This is a genomic window from Salinimonas lutimaris (assembly GCF_005222225.1).
In the GTDB taxonomy this organism is placed as follows: domain Bacteria; phylum Pseudomonadota; class Gammaproteobacteria; order Enterobacterales; family Alteromonadaceae; genus Alteromonas; species Alteromonas lutimaris.
Genome location: NZ_CP036536.1, coordinates 3,743,448 through 3,759,292 on the forward strand (window position 1 = coordinate 3,743,448; position 15,845 = coordinate 3,759,292).

General features: G+C 53.2%; 17 protein-coding genes. 8 read left to right on the plus strand and 9 right to left on the minus strand.

Features of this window, described 5'->3' with window-relative positions; translation table 11 throughout:
- Positions 1-211: 211 nt before the first annotated feature.
- Both EZV72_RS16535 and gpmI read right to left on the minus strand, forming a co-directional pair.
- Positions 212-1,360, minus strand: coding sequence for a murein hydrolase activator EnvC family protein (locus EZV72_RS16535; RefSeq protein ID WP_137168267.1), 1,149 nt, complete (start codon positions 1,358-1,360; stop codon positions 212-214).
- 1 nt (position 1,361) lies between these two features.
- Positions 1,362-2,906 (minus strand): 2,3-bisphosphoglycerate-independent phosphoglycerate mutase, encoded by a 1,545-nt coding sequence (gene gpmI, locus EZV72_RS16540; RefSeq protein ID WP_175405150.1) that lies wholly within the window; start codon positions 2,904-2,906, stop codon positions 1,362-1,364.
- A 205-nt stretch (positions 2,907-3,111) separates the two neighbouring features.
- Between gpmI and EZV72_RS16545 the strand changes: the two genes are divergently transcribed.
- Genes EZV72_RS16545 through gpsA form a run of 4 tightly spaced genes read left to right on the plus strand, consistent with a single transcriptional unit; the run spans position 3,112 to position 5,365 of the window.
- Positions 3,112-3,537: a rhodanese-like domain-containing protein gene (locus EZV72_RS16545; protein ID WP_137168269.1), complete on the plus strand. Its 426-nt coding sequence runs from the start codon at positions 3,112-3,114 to the stop codon at positions 3,535-3,537.
- An 8-nt stretch (positions 3,538-3,545) separates the two neighbouring features.
- A complete protein-coding gene (grxC, locus tag EZV72_RS16550) occupies positions 3,546-3,803 on the plus strand; it encodes a glutaredoxin 3 (RefSeq protein ID WP_137168270.1) in 258 nt (85 codons plus the stop codon).
- Positions 3,804-3,843: 40 nt separating this feature from the next.
- Positions 3,844-4,347 carry a protein-export chaperone SecB gene (secB, locus tag EZV72_RS16555; protein WP_137168271.1) on the plus strand — a complete coding sequence of 168 codons (504 nt, stop codon included), beginning with the start codon at positions 3,844-3,846 and terminating at the stop codon, positions 4,345-4,347.
- Between the two features lie 10 nt (positions 4,348-4,357).
- On the plus strand, positions 4,358-5,365 hold the full coding sequence (gene gpsA, locus EZV72_RS16560; protein WP_137168272.1) for an NAD(P)H-dependent glycerol-3-phosphate dehydrogenase: 1,008 nt from the start codon (positions 4,358-4,360) through the stop codon (positions 5,363-5,365).
- Positions 5,366-5,448: 83 nt separating this feature from the next.
- Here the strand turns inward: gpsA and EZV72_RS16565 are convergent, their stop codons facing one another.
- The 6 genes from EZV72_RS16565 to EZV72_RS16590 form a co-directional block, all read right to left on the minus strand.
- Positions 5,449-6,846, minus strand: coding sequence for a PepSY-associated TM helix domain-containing protein (locus tag EZV72_RS16565; RefSeq protein ID WP_137168273.1), 1,398 nt, complete (start codon positions 6,844-6,846; stop codon positions 5,449-5,451).
- A 1-nt stretch (position 6,847) separates the two neighbouring features.
- Positions 6,848-7,387, minus strand: coding sequence for a hypothetical protein (locus tag EZV72_RS16570; protein WP_137168274.1), 540 nt, complete (start codon positions 7,385-7,387; stop codon positions 6,848-6,850).
- 172 nt (positions 7,388-7,559) lie between these two features.
- The gene (trmL, locus tag EZV72_RS16575) at positions 7,560-8,024 is read right to left on the minus strand and encodes a tRNA (uridine(34)/cytosine(34)/5-carboxymethylaminomethyluridine(34)-2'-O)-methyltransferase TrmL (protein WP_137168275.1); all 465 of its coding nucleotides are present in this window, start codon (positions 8,022-8,024) and stop codon (positions 7,560-7,562) included.
- Positions 8,025-8,088: 64 nt separating this feature from the next.
- A complete protein-coding gene (locus EZV72_RS16580; RefSeq protein ID WP_137168276.1) occupies positions 8,089-9,057 on the minus strand; it encodes an alpha/beta fold hydrolase in 969 nt (322 codons plus the stop codon).
- A gap of 3 nt (positions 9,058-9,060) precedes the next feature.
- Positions 9,061-10,419 carry an ATP-binding protein gene (locus EZV72_RS16585; RefSeq protein ID WP_137168277.1) on the minus strand — a complete coding sequence of 453 codons (1,359 nt, stop codon included), beginning with the start codon at positions 10,417-10,419 and terminating at the stop codon, positions 9,061-9,063.
- Positions 10,416-11,135, minus strand: coding sequence for a response regulator (locus EZV72_RS16590; RefSeq protein WP_269747626.1), 720 nt, complete (start codon positions 11,133-11,135; stop codon positions 10,416-10,418). The genes EZV72_RS16585 and EZV72_RS16590 overlap by 4 nt, the downstream gene beginning before the upstream one ends.
- A 164-nt stretch (positions 11,136-11,299) precedes the next feature.
- On the opposite strand from EZV72_RS16590, the gene EZV72_RS16595 reads away from it, so the two are divergent.
- Positions 11,300-12,100 carry a Spy/CpxP family protein refolding chaperone gene (locus EZV72_RS16595; protein WP_137168278.1) on the plus strand — a complete coding sequence of 267 codons (801 nt, stop codon included), beginning with the start codon at positions 11,300-11,302 and terminating at the stop codon, positions 12,098-12,100.
- Positions 12,101-12,157: 57 nt separating this feature from the next.
- Here the strand turns inward: EZV72_RS16595 and EZV72_RS16600 are convergent, their stop codons facing one another.
- On the minus strand, positions 12,158-12,568 hold the full coding sequence (locus EZV72_RS16600; RefSeq protein ID WP_137168279.1) for a methylglyoxal synthase: 411 nt from the start codon (positions 12,566-12,568) through the stop codon (positions 12,158-12,160).
- A 549-nt stretch (positions 12,569-13,117) separates the two neighbouring features.
- Here EZV72_RS16600 and argC point away from each other — a divergent pair.
- From argC to EZV72_RS16615, 3 genes are read left to right on the plus strand one after another with little or no spacing between them, the layout of a single operon-like run.
- A complete protein-coding gene (gene argC / locus EZV72_RS16605) occupies positions 13,118-14,134 on the plus strand; it encodes an N-acetyl-gamma-glutamyl-phosphate reductase (RefSeq protein WP_137168280.1) in 1,017 nt (338 codons plus the stop codon).
- A complete protein-coding gene (argB, locus tag EZV72_RS16610) occupies positions 14,131-14,916 on the plus strand; it encodes an acetylglutamate kinase (protein WP_137168281.1) in 786 nt (261 codons plus the stop codon). Before argC ends, argB begins: the two co-directional genes overlap by 4 nt.
- Positions 14,917-14,919: 3 nt before the next feature.
- The gene (locus tag EZV72_RS16615) at positions 14,920-15,831 is read left to right on the plus strand and encodes an ornithine carbamoyltransferase (protein WP_137168282.1); all 912 of its coding nucleotides are present in this window, start codon (positions 14,920-14,922) and stop codon (positions 15,829-15,831) included.
- Positions 15,832-15,845: the final 14 nt, after the last annotated feature.

Consider the following 15,845-nt stretch of genomic DNA (forward strand, 5'->3'; position numbering starts at 1 on the left):
CTGGCATTGGCCATAGCAATGGTAAAAACGAATTCCAGCGCACAAATCAATGTTCTTATAGTTGTGTATTTTTATCAGTCGCAAACGATGCGATGGCGCCAGGGCCAGACGATCACCTGCTCTGTATAAAAAGCATACCAGTGTTTGTGCGCAAAGCAATATTTAAAGCAGGCAGCCCCTGCTGGTGTTCTGGCCAGCCGGGCCTGGCGATTTACAAGTCCAGCCAGCTGGACGGATTGAGCGCTTTGCCTTTATGGCGAATTTCAAAGTACAGATTAGGTGAACTCTGTCCGCCGGACTGCCCGACCAGCGCAATTTTTTCGCCACGCTGCACTTTGTCACCGGGTTGCCTGAGCAGCGCCTGGTTGTGGCCGTATACGCTCATGTAGCCTTTACCGTGATCCACAATCGTTACCAGACCAAAGCCCTTGAGCCAGTTAGCATAAACCACCTGTCCATGGGAAATCGCGCTCACAGCACTGCCTTCCGAGGCTTCAAAAATGACCCCTTTCCAGCGCACCTCACCCTGTCGACGGGCACCGAATAAGCGGCGTAATCGCCCCTCTGCCGGCACCAGCAGTTTGCCTTTGAGCTTAGCCAGACCATCGAGCCGGGTTTTAGCCCGCTCGGCTGCCCGCCGCGCTTCTTCAATGGCGGCCACCAGCGCTTCCTCACTGGCCTGCAACTCCGTGACCTGGGCCTCGTCGGTGGCAATTTTCTGATTCAGCCGGGCCAGGGTCTGTTCCCGGTCCTGCTGCCGGGCAATCAGTTCTGTTCGCTGGTGCTGCTGCCGGCTAACCAGCTGGCTGAGCTCGGTAGCCTTGTCTTTTAGCTGGGCGTTGACCTGCTCCAGCCGGGCGACATTATCCTTAAATTTGGTGATTTCGCGCTGACGGGCCTGATTAACATATTTGTAGTAGGTAAGAATACGCTCAAACGATTTGGCTTCTTCCTGATAAAACACCATTTTGGCGTAATCATAGTTGCCTGCCATAAAGGCACTGCGCAGCTGACTGGCCAGCAAATCCTGCTGCGCCAGAATGGCTTTTTTTAAATCGTCCTGCTCGCTGAGCAGCGCCTGCTGACGGGCCTGATTGTCAGCCTGGGCCTGACGGGTATTTTCCAGCCGGCGGGCAGCTTCGCCGATCTCTTTTTCAGAGGTGGCTAAAATATTCTGCAGTTCCCGGGCATCTGCCTGATTGGCCTTGATGGTTGCCTGACGCTGTTTTAGCTGTTCACGCAATTCGGCCAGCCGGGCCTGCTGATCATCCTGAGCCTGCACACTGCTAAGCGGCCAGCCGGCGACCAAAACGCACAGGCACAACAGCCGGGCAACCAGGCGTTTTGGAGAGTTTGTCATGTTACTTGCTACCAAATAAGGAAATGCCCGTCATTTCAGCAGGTTTTGGCAGCCCCAGCAAGTGCAGTATGGTGGGCGCAATATCCGCCAGCTCGCCGCCATGTCGAACCGGCAGGTTCACGCCCCAGTGATAAAACGGCACCAAATTGGTAGTATGCGCCGGTTGCGGCGTGGTGCCATCAGCGGCCAGCATGGCTTCGGCATTACCATGATCAGCGGTGACCAGCAGCACATTACCGGTACGCTGACACACGGCCAGCAGCTCCCCAATGGCCTTATCCACCGCTTCACACGCCTGAATGACCGCATCTAGCTCACCGGTGTGCCCGACCATATCCGCATTAGCAAAATTGCAGACAATGACCTCATATTCACCGCTTTCGATGGCCGCAGACAACTGCTGGCTGACCTGCTCAATATGCATCTGCGGGCATTCAGCATAGTTGGTCACCTTGGGCGATGGCACCAGGGTACGGGTTTCACCGCTAAGCGGGGCTTCTGCGCCATTATTAAAAAAGAAGGTCACATGCGCATATTTTTCCGTCTCCGCAATCCGGTACTGACGGATACCGTGTGCTGAGAGCCACTGCCCTAATGTGTTGGGCACATCCTGAACATCAAAGGCCACCCTGGCCGGCACCTGCCCGCCGTATCGGGTCAGCGTAACCAGACTGCTTAGCGCCGGTCCGCCTGTAATATCAAAATGACAAAAGTCATGAGAATGTCCGACCTGACCATACCCCAGCGCCATGGCCAGCTGCCGGGCCCGATCCGCCCGGAAATTCAGCATCCATACAGCATCACCGTCGGTCATCGGTGCTGCCTCACCAATCCATGCAGGCGGCACAAATTCATCGGTCACGGCTTCGCGCCGGGCTGCCTCAATCGCCTGTTGCGCTGTAGCATAATGTCTTTGTGCATGTCCCCGTGCCATCAGCTGCCAGGCAGTCTCAGTGCGCGCCCAGTTATTGTCCCGATCAAGCGCCCAGAACCGGCCACACACCGAGGCAATCCGGCAGTCCGGATACGTTGCACAGGCTGTTTCGATAATGGCGAGCAGCGTACCGGCACTATCAGGTGCGCTGTCGCGCCCGTCAGTAATGACATGCAGGCGCATTACAGGTACCGACAACTGGTGACTTGCCGACAGCGCCGCTTCGATGTGCCGCAGTACCGCATGAACACCGGCATCTGATAACAAACAGACAATATGCAATACCGTGCCTTTTGTCAGAGCAGAGGTGGAGGCGACCAGCGCCGGGTTGGTTGCAAACTGCCCGGTATCAATCGCCTCATCAATACGGCTGATGCTTTGCTTAACACGACGCCCCGCGCCCATGGTGACATGGCCAATTTCTGAGTTACCGATCTGGCCGGCCGGAACCCCGACCGCCTCGCCGGATGCAGTCAGTTTGCTGGCTCCGGCACGGGCAGCCAGCGCATCCATTACCGGCGTGCGCGCCTGGTAAATTGCATTGCCCGGCGCAGGCGGGCCCAGTCCCCAGCCATCCGCGATGGCCAGTACCACGGTATCCGGTTTGTTCATCTTATGCCTCCTGCAGCAGGTATCAGCGGGTATGGATGCCGCTACAGTGTCATTGTTCTGCCATGCTTTCCAGTTAACATCGCTCATCGTGGACATTCATACGCGAAATTACGGCAACTCAACATAGATCCCACTGCAACGCTGGTTTCTGCGCTGATTTTCTATATACTTTGCTCTCATTTTATGGTCTGTAAGGTTTGAAGTAATGGATCAGTTGATCGAATTCGCAAGCAATCATGTCATTCTAGCGGGTATCTGGGTGGCCCTGCTGGCGGTACTGGTAGGTAGTTTTATCAGTGGCCTGACATCATCGGTTAAAGACATCAGCACCCACGAGCTGACACAGCTGGTGAATAAAAAAGATGCGGTAATTCTGGATACCCGTACTCAGAAAGAGTTTAAGTCCGGCCACATTCTTGGCGCTCGCCAGATTAAGCAGGAAGAGCTCAAAGCACGGGATTTCAAGAAACTTGAAAACCAGAAGAGCAAACCCATTATTGTTGTATGCGCAATGGGAAGCAGCGCACGAGCTATTGCTACTGCGATGCATAAAGCAGGCTTTAGCGATGTTAAAACGCTGAAAGGCGGTATGAATGCCTGGCAAAGTGCCGGCCTACCCGTCGCAAAATAAGGTTGGTTATGAGTAAAGTAGAAATCTACACCAAAGGGTACTGCCCTTTTTGTCATCGCGCTAAAGCGCTGCTGAATCAAAAAGGCGTGAGTTTTACCGAGTTTGAAATTGATGTTCAGCCAGAGCTGCGCGATGTCATGATTGAACGCGCCAACGGTGGTTATACGGTACCTCAGATTTTTATTGATGATCAGCACATCGGTGGATGTGATGACATGTATGCACTGGAAGCCCAGAAAAAACTTGATGCGCTGCTGGCAAATTAATACGCTGCAGGCTGATTAAAAACGATAACTAGGAAGTAACATGGCTGAAGAAAATCAAACAAACGCAGCAGCCGGCCAACAGGGTCAGGGTGCGCAGTTCAATATCCAGCGTATTTACACAAAGGATATTTCTTTTGAATCTCCCAATGCACCGGCAATTTTCACCAAAGAGTGGAAACCGGAAATTAAGCTGGATCTGGACACCAAAACAGCAAAAATCGAAGAAACGGTTTTTGAAGTGGTTTTATCAGTAACTGTTACGGCCTCTATGGGCGAAGAAACAGCGTTCCTGTGTGAAGTTCAGCAGGCCGGTATTTTTGCTATTGGCGAAATGCCAGATCAGAACAAAGCACACATGCTGGGTTCTTACTGCCCGAACGTACTGTTCCCGTATGCCCGCGAAACTATTTCTAACCTGGTCAACCGGGGAACTTTCCCGCCGCTGAACCTGGCGCCGGTAAACTTTGACGCCATTTTTGCCGCTTACATGCAAAAACGCGCACAACAGGAGCAGGACGGCCAGCCTCAACAACTGGACGCCTAAACCACCATTTATGCAAAGCACGGATTCTATTACCGTACTAGGGGCGGGGTCGTATGGCACCGCCCTTGCTTTTTGTCTGGCCCGTAACGGCAACCCTACCCTGCTGTGGGGGCGTGACACTGAGCATATGGCACAACTGGTCAGCGACCGTGAAAATCGTCGCTATCTGCCAGGTGCCACTTTTCCCGACAGTTTGCAGATAGTCCCAGACCTGGCCGCGGCAGTACAGGCCAGTCAAGACATTCTGGTCGTCGTCCCCAGTCATGCCTTTTCGGCCATGCTTAATGCACTCAAACCCTTATTGACACCGCAGCACCGAATTATTTGGGCAACCAAAGGGCTGGAACCCGGCACAGGTCGCTTGCTGCGTGAGGTGGCGGTGGACATTTTAGGTGACGATTATCCACTGGCGGTGCTGTCAGGCCCGACCTTTGCCAAAGAAATGGCCGCCGGACTTCCCACCGCCATTTCATTGTCGTCGCACAATCAGGCGCTGGTCGACAGCTTTGCCGGCAAACTGCATTGCAGCAAATCGTTTCGGGTATATAAAAATCCTGACTTTACCGGTGTGCAGCTGGGCGGCGCGGTTAAAAATGTTATTGCTATCGGGGCTGGTCTGGCCGACGGTCTGGGGTTTGGTGCCAATGCCCGTACTGCCCTGATTACCCGTGGCCTGGCCGAACTCACCCGTCTGGGTGTTAAGCTGGGGGCTCAGCCAGAAACCTTTATGGGGATGGCCGGGCTGGGCGATCTGGTGCTTACCTGCACGGATAATCAGTCCCGCAACCGCCGGTTTGGTCTGGCGCTGGGTGAAGGCAAAGGCATTGAGCAGGCGATTGACGAAATTGGCCAGGTAGTAGAAGGCTACCGTAATACCGAAGAAGTCCATACGCTGGCAGCCCGGGTGGGTGTAGAGATGCCTATCTGCGAGCAGATTTTTGCTGTGTTGTATGAAGGTAAAGCGCCCAAAGAAGCCGCGCTGGCCTTGCTGGCCCGGGATCTGAAAAGCGAGTCCTGATACCGGTATTAGTACCTTTGGATAAACCACAAAAAAGGCCCGCATAAGCGGGCCTTTTTTGTTTAAGTGCATCACAGGTTACGTTATGGCTGTTTGAGCGCCCGCCAGCCGGCCCAAAGCGCAAAACCTGCCAGCAGACTGTTAATGCCGATGGCGTTTACGCTAAATGCGCTGCTCTGCCACACCGCCATATGAGTCAATAGCAACACGACACAACTTATTGCGCTGATAAATTGCCAGCGCCGGGCGGTTAACGGCGCGATGAAAAGCGCAGCCACAATACTGATGCACAGCAATAACCAGAAGCTGGCCACCATTGAGGTGTCGGTGACAAACGAGCAGGCCGCCGATAATGCCAGTGCAGCGAGGGTTCCCCATACCATTGCGCCCCATACCCGCGACAGACGTAGCGGATTACCCTGCTTAGCCAGCCAGATATCCATCCCGGATACACACAATACCGTTAGCATAATGCCCAGAATAAAATACAGCAGTTTGACCGGCAGCCCGGCAAAATCGCCAAAGTGCAGACGATAGACAGAGTAAAGGATCTGTTTACCCCAGTGTCCGTCCTTGTAGCCAGCGGTGCCGATAAACTGACCGTTGACATCAAACCGGTAGTTCTCAGAGTAAATCATTTTGCCAGGCACCTGAGCATATAGCTCAATAAACTGCTGGGGAGTGCCTACATCGTGAACAGATAAAAAAATGGGCACTTCACCGGTTTGCATGGCGGCAAACTGGCGCATCGCCTCACCCACATCCGGCGTAGTTACCGGTTGCTCGAGATGCGGCTCTGGCGCGAAGACCCGGTCGGTGACCGCCTGCCGGTCGCCCTGGGTATCAATTTGCGCCACCAGTGTCAGCACAATCCCGGCCAGACCAAAATAGGTGCCGGTGATACCAATCATCAGGTGAAACGGTGAGGCCCAGATCCCAAGGCGGTTGTGAAAGTCGATTCGACCGGTCTGGCCGCTACCACCGCGGCGCAGCCGAAAGGCATCTTTTACCAGTCGTTTGTGGGCGAAAAACCCGGAGATCACCAGCATACAGATAACCGCACCCAGGGTGCTGACTGCAATCAGACCCCAGCTATGGGGCAGGTGCAGATAATAATGCAGCTGCACCAGCATTTTAGACCATGGAAAGTGTTCCTTTTCCAGCAGCTGCCCCTGTTCATCAGCAAAATACGCTTCGGTATCATTTTCCACTACAAAGCGGGGAATACCGGAGGTGGGAAAAACCATAAAATAATGTTCTGTTTCACCCGGCTCAGCGGCTACAAAGTGATTCAGCGCGGCATTGGCCGCATCCGGAGAGACCGTATCAAATTCGGGAATATCCGGCTGTTCCCAGCGTTCAAATTCCTGATTGAAAACTACCAGCGTGCCTGACAAGCACAGCAGATACAAAAACACACCTAAAAATACCCCGGCCCAGCTATGCGCATTGAGGGCCGGTTGACGGGAAAATAACGACATTCTAACTCACCACCAGCAATACACCGCCACACGCAGCAACGGCTGCTTGCTGCAACACACTTTTTAAACGGTTGGGACGGCCCAGCAACTGGTAGCTCAATACGCCCCACACCACCGGGGTCACCACCACTGTCAGGGCCAGTTGTCCGGCGTACTCAACCGGCAGCATACGACTGACAGACAGAGTAATCAGTACACTGAAGATAAGCTGTAATACCAGCACAGTGAAAGCCAGACCAATATGAGACAAGACTTTTTTGGGTGCAAAGGAGAGTGGCCGGGGCGCCACCGCAGGAGGCTTGTTCGGTTTGCTGCTGTGTTCTTTAGCAATGGCGAGCCACACCAGTAACCCCGGAACAAACAGCGCGTAGGTCAGCCCGTATTCCCAGCCAACCGCACCGGCACTGAATACCACGATACTGCCGGCAAGTAAGGCCAGGCTCAGCCATACCCAGACTCGGCTGGCTCGCCGCCAGCCCATGTAAACAGCCAGTACTGCCAGTGCATTGAGCACCAGGCCGGTCAGGGTTAACACCGCCACAACAATCTCCTTATTAAAATATGAATAAGTCAGGTTGTTGCACAGCACCATTTACCCACAACACACCCGGCGGTTACAGACTCACAACAGAGGTAACCGGTGGGCTACTTTATAAGCTTAACCATAAAGTGTAAATAGGAATGGTTATTATTTGCAGTTTTAATTAAGTAAACTAACGGGCTCCCTCGTACCCGAATTGCCGCCAGCTTTCATACACAAACACTGACACCGCGTTAGACAAATTCATGCTGCGGCTGTCGGGTAACATCGGAATTCGCACACGGTGCTCAGGAGGCAGCGACTGAATCAAATCATCCGGCAAGCCGCGGGTTTCCGGTCCGAATATCAGGGCATCGCCTTTTTGATACTGGATGTCGCTATGAAATGACTTGCCTTTGGTGGTGCAGGCCAGAATGCGCGAAGGTTTTGCTGTATCCAGATACGCGTGCAGATCAGGGTGACGCTGCACATGAGCAAACTCATGGTAATCCAGCCCGGCCCGCCGGACTTTTTTATCGTCCCAGTCAAAGCCCAGCGGCTCAATCAGATGAAGGGCAAAGCCACTGTTGGCGCAAAGACGGATGATATTGCCGGTATTAGGGGGAATTTCCGGCTGGTACAACACAATATCAATCATAAACAGATCCGATGATAATTTACATTGCCCCAAGCTTAGGGGCAAAGCAGTCCAGCGACAAGCGCTAATCGGCCAGCAAAAATGTCAGAATATCCAGCATAACCGGCTGCCGGTAGGCGTCTTTTTCAATCAGCAGTTCATGGCTGGCACCGTCGATGGTCATCATTTTGCACTGCCGGATTTGCCCGGCCACCCGCCGCTGGGCGCGGTTGTCCACCACCTTGTCATCGCCGGCGCTGTACAGACGAACCGGCATGGTCAGCTGCGCTGCCCGCTGTTCAATTTCAGCCATAGCAATGCGAGCGGCTTCCAGCCAGTGCGTGGTGACACCGCCCAGCTGAATGGCCGGAGAGGCTTCATACAGCTGACGAAAAATCTGGTAACGTACTTCACTGTGCGTCAGCTTATTCACCCCGAATGTAACCGGTTTGTAGTCGCCCTGGCCAAAAAAGTAATCCGCCACCATGCCCGCTTTAGCGGCTTTACGCTTACCCATCCACAACAGCAGATTGGCCAGCGGATCAGGCAGTGACGGACGAATGCCAAACATCGGCGAGCAGAACACAACCTTGCTGAACAGCGCCGGATTGTCCAGTGCCGCCAGAGCCCCAATTGCACTACCCATACTGTGACACAACAGCGATAAAGGCCCTTTGTGATGTGGTTTGACGATGTCATGGTAAAACGTCATCAGATCGGCAACATAATCGCTGAAGGATTCAACATAGCCGTGGTGCGGATTGTCGGTCATGCGTCCGGACAGCCCCTGCCCCCGGTGATCCAGAATAAATACCGCCAGCTGATGCCGGAAACAGTCGTAGATCACCTCTTTATACTTGAGTAATGACTCGATACGTCCGGAGCTTATCAGCACACTGCCTTTAGGATTATCAGGTACGCACCAGGCATAGCTGACCGGTACATCTTTACATCCTTTGAACACTCCGGTCCTGACCTGAGTTTTCCAGAATGGTTCGATAGTACGGGGGAGCGCATCGGCTAACTCAGCTTCATTAAACAGGGTTATGGTCATAAACTAACTTTTTAACGGCAGATGAAGGGTCACACGCAAGCCGCCTGAGGCAGAGTCCTGCGCGCGGATGCTGCCATGATGCGCGGTCACTGCAGCTTTTGCAATGGCCAGGCCCAGCCCTACACCGCCTGATTGCCGGTCACGGGCCAGTGATGCCCGGTAAAAAGGGGTAAAGATAGCGTCCTGTTCACTGCTGTCGAGCCCCGGGCCATTATCATCAATATGCATAATCAAGGTATGTTCCTGCACAATCACCGCCACTTCAATCGTATCTGTAGCGTATTTGATGGCATTACGAATCACATTTTCTATGCCGCTACCTAGTAAGGTCGGGTTTGCCAGCAACGTGCAAGATGGCAACGTTTGCCAGTGCAGTGCCTTATGATGGTTGCCTGCCTCAAAGCGGGCATCCTGCAGTATCGGCTCAAGCAGCGCAGCCACACTGACCGGCTCCATTTGGGGCCGGGACGCTTCAGCCCGGGTCAGCGCCAGCAGCTGATTTATCAGCTGCTCCATACGCTCTGCCTCGCGCTCTATCCGGTCCAGCGTTGGGGTATCAATATTTTGCTGATGCGCCAGACCCAGAGCCATTTGCAGTCGGGTCAGGGGGGAGCGCAGTTCATGGGAGATATCGCCCAGCAAACGCTGTTGTCCGCGCCATAATGTTTCAAGCTGGCCGGCCATCTGATTAAAATCTTTTGCCAGTTGCCCCAGCTCATCTTTGCGTTCACCGGTACTGGCCCGGGCCTGCCAGTCACCCGAAGCCAGTCGCTGACTGGCCTGCTGAATCTGATGAATCGGTTTTACCAGAGTGCGGGCAAACAAATAGGACAACAGCACACTGACCAAAAGACCAATACCCAACAACCATTTCAGCGGCTCTGCCGGGTCGTCCGGCCCCACCCGGTCGGTAATAAACAACGCATATTGCCGGTTGTTCCAGGTAAAAGGCTGCGGACCGGTAATAGCAAAATCGCGCTGACGCAGGGTGATGGCCGATTGCTGATCAGTCAGACGCAGTAACCGCTCAACGGTCACCCTGCGAGGCGGCGGACCGCCACCACGGACCAGCTGCCTGGACTGCTGCTCAATAGCCAGTAACCGAAATGGCTGTCTTCGCCCCATACGATCCAGCACGCTATCCAGCGCCAGGTCCGGTTCGGCAATCTGCTGCAAACGACTAGCCAGACGACTAAGCTGTTGTACCTGCCGCGGATGAGGCGTATCAATCTCCACCTCATCCTCGACCATCCGACTGATCGAGATAGCCACGACAGCGGTGAGCAATGTGGTAAGCCAGAACCATAAGAACAAGCGGCCGACCAGCCGGCGAGCCGGGTTTAACGTGGTCAGCAGTGTCATGAGGCAAGCATAAACAGATAGCCAGCGCCGCGAATGGTTTTGATTTTTTCCTCATCCCCTGCCGCTGCCAGCTTTTTGCGCAAATTACTGACATGCATATCAATACTACGATCGTACGCCTGTAATGGTTTGCCCAGCACCTTGTCAGAAATATCCTCCTTGGTAACCAGGCTCCCGGCGTTCACCAGCAATAGGTGCAAAATACCAAACTCGGTTCCCGTCAGGCTGAGCTGTTCACCGTGACAGGTCACTATCTGCCGGCTTACACTTAAGGTGACCTGATTATGCGATACATCCTGCTGCTGGCGCGCGCCACTGGTCAGTGCCTGACGCCGGAACAATGCCTTAATACGGGCCACCAGCTCACGGTGATTAAAGGGTTTGGGCAAATAGTCATCGGCGCCCAGCTCCAGGCCCAGAATGCGGTCATAATCATCACCGCGGGCGGTCAGCATCAGCACTGGTGTAATATGGGTCTGACGCAGGGCTTTGAGTACATCAAAGCCATCCATGCCGGGCATCATCACATCCAGTAAAATCAGATCAATGCTATTATCTGCGCGCGCTATCTCCAGCCCGCTGTTACCGTCGCTGGCTACCTTTACCTGATACCCGCTGTGCTGCAAATAGCTTTGCAGCATCTCGGTCAGTTCAGTGTCATCATCAATAATTAACAGTGACTGGGCCACCGGGGCAGTCTGGGTTAGCGTAGACAAGGCGCACTCCTACCAATAATTCATCGTTCCCCTAAGCTTACCTGAGTTTTTTGCAGATCAGAAAAAGCACAGACACGCCTTTACACAAGCTTTACACAATCACGACCCACATTTGCATTGACCCGGCGTAGACTTATCCACGTCAACAAAGAGGAGAGGTCCTTATGAAAAAGCAAATTATCGTTTCTGTTATTGGTGCCCTACTGGTCTCTGGTGCGGCTTTCGCAAAACCCGGTCATGATGGTCCGCGACATGGTCAGGAAAATCCTGTTCGCATGGTGATGAAAGATCTGAAGCGGCTTGAACTGACAGATACACAGCGCACTGAAGTACGCGCCATCATGGACAACCTGCGGGCAAATAATAAAGCCGCCCGTGAAGCACGCAAAGCGCAAAGCTCTGAGGCAAAACCGCAATTTTCCTCTGCAGAACAAGCCAGCGATGCAGCGGTAGCACGCTTTACTGACTCCCAGCCACAGCGTCTGGCGATAGCCCATGCCCGCCATGATATTTATCAGTTGCTAACCGACGCTCAGCGTCAGACTCTGCAGAAAAAACAGGAAAAACGCGCACAGCGTGACGAACATCCTCGTGATGAAAAGAATAAAGCTCATCTTCCCCGGGCATTCAAAAAGCTGGATCTGAGTGAAGAGCAATATACGGCAATGACGGACATTATGGAGAAGTCTAAAGCGCAACGCGATGCCATCATGGCGCAAAGCAAGACCTTGCGTCAGCAGGAACAATCGCTGATCCAGTCTGACAATTTTGATGAAGCGGCCTGGCTGGTGCTGTCTGAAAAAATGCAGTCAGTGATTGCTCAGGGCGCCGCAGCCCGCTTTGAAACTCACCAACAGGTGACTGCGCAGCTAACATCCGAGCAGCAGGCACAGCTTGATGAGCTGATGCAAGCGCGTATGGAGCGCAAAGAAAAACCGCGTGGCCATGGTCACCACGGCGAGTAATCTTCAAATTCAGCCGCCTGTTGGGCGGCTGTTGCTATTGATGTCTGGTCCGCTGTTTCAGTATTGCGGCCTGACCGCGCGATAGTCATCGGATAAAAAATGCGGAGAAGACACCAGTAAATCAGCAGTGGCCACGTTACACGCCACAGACACATTCCATACCGAGCACAATCGTAGCAAGGCTTTGACATCCGGATCGTGAGGTGCAGCGTTCATCGGGTCCCAGAAAAAGAACAGGGTATCAAGCTGCTCTTCAGCAATCAGGGCGCCGATTTGCTGGTCTCCACCCAGTGGCCCGCTTTTGAGTCGGGTGACCGGCAAGCCAGTATGCTGAACAATCAGACCGCCCGTAGTGCCGGTTGCCACAATATCGCATTGTTTCATGATATCCAGATGATTATTCACCCAGCTCAGCAATTCCTGTTTTTTATGGTCATGTGCCACCAGGGCAATTTTTTTTCTGCTCATGCTACCTTACTCCTGTATTAATTATCACCGCTGGTAAAGCTTTGAAAACCTGAGGTGCCAGCGCACCGGGCCCACCTTTATCATGCTCAGATAATCCTTGTTCCAAGACCCGCCTGTCAATGATGCGATTGCCCGAATGGAGATCGACCCGGGCAGACCAAATTCTGAACTGATCACATCCGATGAGATATTTATACGTTTTAATTGCATAAATATTCCATGTGTGTAAGATAGTCCACGGTATAAATTTCTTGCATCAGATCCTGACCGGCAAACCATGCTGCTGACAGGAATAAGCAAGAGGAGACAGGATATTCGCATGACACTAACAAACTGTATCTGTTGCACTATGGCAGATACCCTACAGTTTTGCTCTCCCCTGGCTGGCTACGCACAGCAAAGCAGACAGCGACGATCGCGATCTGCCTATTTGCACTTAAAGTAGCACACTTTTTACCTTTGTCCGTATGTAACGGGTATCGATAACAACCCAACGGGCTAAAGGTAAAAAGTGATTTTTTTCTCCTTTTTTCTTCTTTAGTTATTAATATGATGAACGTCTCAATTATTGGCGCCAGTGGCTATACCGGCGCACAGCTTGTTGCCCTGGTTAACGCACATCCGGACATGCAGTTGTCACGGACCTTTGTTTCAGCTGGCAGCGCGGATGCAAACAAACCAGTGTCGGCCCTGCATGGCACGCTGGCGCACTTATCTCATCTGACGCTTGAGCCGATGAGCGAAGCGGTACTGGATGCTCTGCCTGACACCATGGATTTAATTTTTCTGGCTACACCGCACGAAGCCAGTCACGATTGGATGCCCGCGCTTAGTAAAGGCAAGGCAAAGGTACTGGATTTGTCCGGTGCATTTCGTATTCAGGATACCAACGTGTTCAGCCAGTTTTATGGCTTTGAGCACACCGCTACCAAACAGCTAGACCAGGCAGTGTATGGTCTGGCCGAATGGTACGCCGACGAAATTGCGGCTGCCCGGTTGATTGCCGTACCCGGCTGCTATCCAACCGCCTCACTCACAGCCCTGAAGCCACTGGCTCAGGCCGGATTGTTAGACAGCGCCGTCAGGCCTGTGATTAATGCTGTCTCCGGGGTCAGTGGTGCTGGGCGTAAAGCCAGCCTGACCTCCAGCTTTTTTGAAGTCAGCCTGCAGGCTTATGGGGTACTGGGCCACAGACACACCCCCGAAATTGAAGCTTATCTGGGCACACCCGTTATATTTACGCCTCATTTAGGTAACTTCAAACGGGGCATACTGGCCACTGTGACGGTAAAAACAGCAGCCGGCACCACTCAAGCTCAGGTTGACGCCGCCTATACGCAAGCCTATGAAAACAAACCGCTGGTACGCTGCCGCGACAGCTTTCCCAAAGTGGATGATGTCGCTCACACACCCTTTGTGGATGTTCACTGGAAGCTGGACGAACACAGTGGTTATGCAGTGATTACTGCTGCTATTGACAATATCATGAAAGGGGCTGCCTCACAGGCCATCCAGTGCGCTAACCTGATGAGTGGTTTGCCGGTTGATAAAGGATTACTACCATGAGTACCCAACCCATTGTAATTAAAGTGGGCGGCGCCTTGCTTGAAGATACGCAAGCCGGTCTGGCGCTGCTACAGAATATCCGTCAGATCCAGCAAACCCGTCCGGTGGTGCTGGTTCATGGCGGTGGCCCATTGGTAGAAACACTGATGGCGAGCCTGGGGCTGACCAGCAAGAAAATTGATGGTTTGCGGGTCACCCCGGATGAACATATGCCGTATATCTCCGGCACGCTGGCCGGTAGCGCCAACAAAGCGTTGTGCGCGCTGGCGATTCAGGCCGGACTGACACCGGTCGGGTTGTCCTTACTGGACGGCAATATGGTGCAGTGTGATCCGCTGGCCGAAAAATACGGCGCGGTAGGCACCCCGCATGCGGCAGACAGTCAGTTACTGGACAGCCTGCTGGCCCAGTCATTTTTACCCATTATCAGTTCTATCGGCAGCAGCAATGACGGCCGCCTGCTGAATATTAATGCTGACCAGGCAGCGACCGTAGTCGCCCAGCTACTGGGCGCAGAATTGCTGCTTTTATCCAATGTTCCCGGTGTACTGGATGAACATAAGTCACTGTTATCTGAGCTGACGGCAACACAAATTTCGCAGCTGGTAGAACAACAAGTGATTACCGATGGCATGAAGGTGAAGACCGATGCTGCCCTGGCGGCAGCCACCACCCTGAATCGTGCTGTTACGATTGCCAACTGGGCGGCCCCGCTGGAAGCGATTCTGGCCAATACTACTGGCACCCGCATTACACATACGCCCGCGACGGACGGAGAATAGATTATGAAACAGGACTTACTCACTTTTGCCGACTGGACACCCGCTGCTATGCAGGATTTGCTGGAGCTGGCAGTGACAATCAAACAAGCCCCCGGCGCGTATAACAACGTACTGGCGGGTAAATCGGTAGCCGCATTTTTCGAAAAGCCGTCACTGCGTACGCGGGTCAGCTTTGATATTGGTATCAATAAGCTGGGTGGCCATATGGTGTATCTGGACAGTCAGTCCGGCAACCTGGTCGGGCGTGAAGATGCCAACGATATGGCGGCTAACCTGGCGTGCTGGGCAGATGCCATTGTCGCCCGGGTGTTTTCTCACGACACCCTGGTAGAGTTTGCCAAGGCCTCCAAAGTACCGGTCATCAATGCCCTGTGTGATAAGTATCACCCCTGCCAGGCCATGGCCGATTACCTGACTCTGCATGAAGCGTTTGGTCAGGTCAAAGGGCTTACTCTGGCATACGTGGGCGATGGCAATAATGTGACCCACTCTCTGCTGATAGCAGGGGCGCTGCTCGGCTGTAATCAGGTGGTGATCACACCAGCCGGTCACGAAGTGGACCCGGCCATTGTGGCCAAGGCACAAAGCATCGCCAAAGCGACTGGCGTTGATATTGTACAAAGTCATGAAGTGGCGGCCGCCAATGGCGCGGATGTCATTTATACCGATACCTGGTTGTCGATGGGAGATGATACTCCACTGGCCACCATTAAAGATAAATTCATGCCATATCAGGTAAATGAAGCAATGATGAGTAGCACGGGGGCAAAATATGTGATGCACTGCCAGCCTGCCCATCGCGACCTTGAAATTACCAGCTCTCTGATTGACAGTGACAGATCACTGTTGATGCAGGAAGCGGAAAACAGAATGCATGGTCAAAACGCAATTTTAACTCACCTACTTGGCGCGTAAGAGGATTTTTAAGC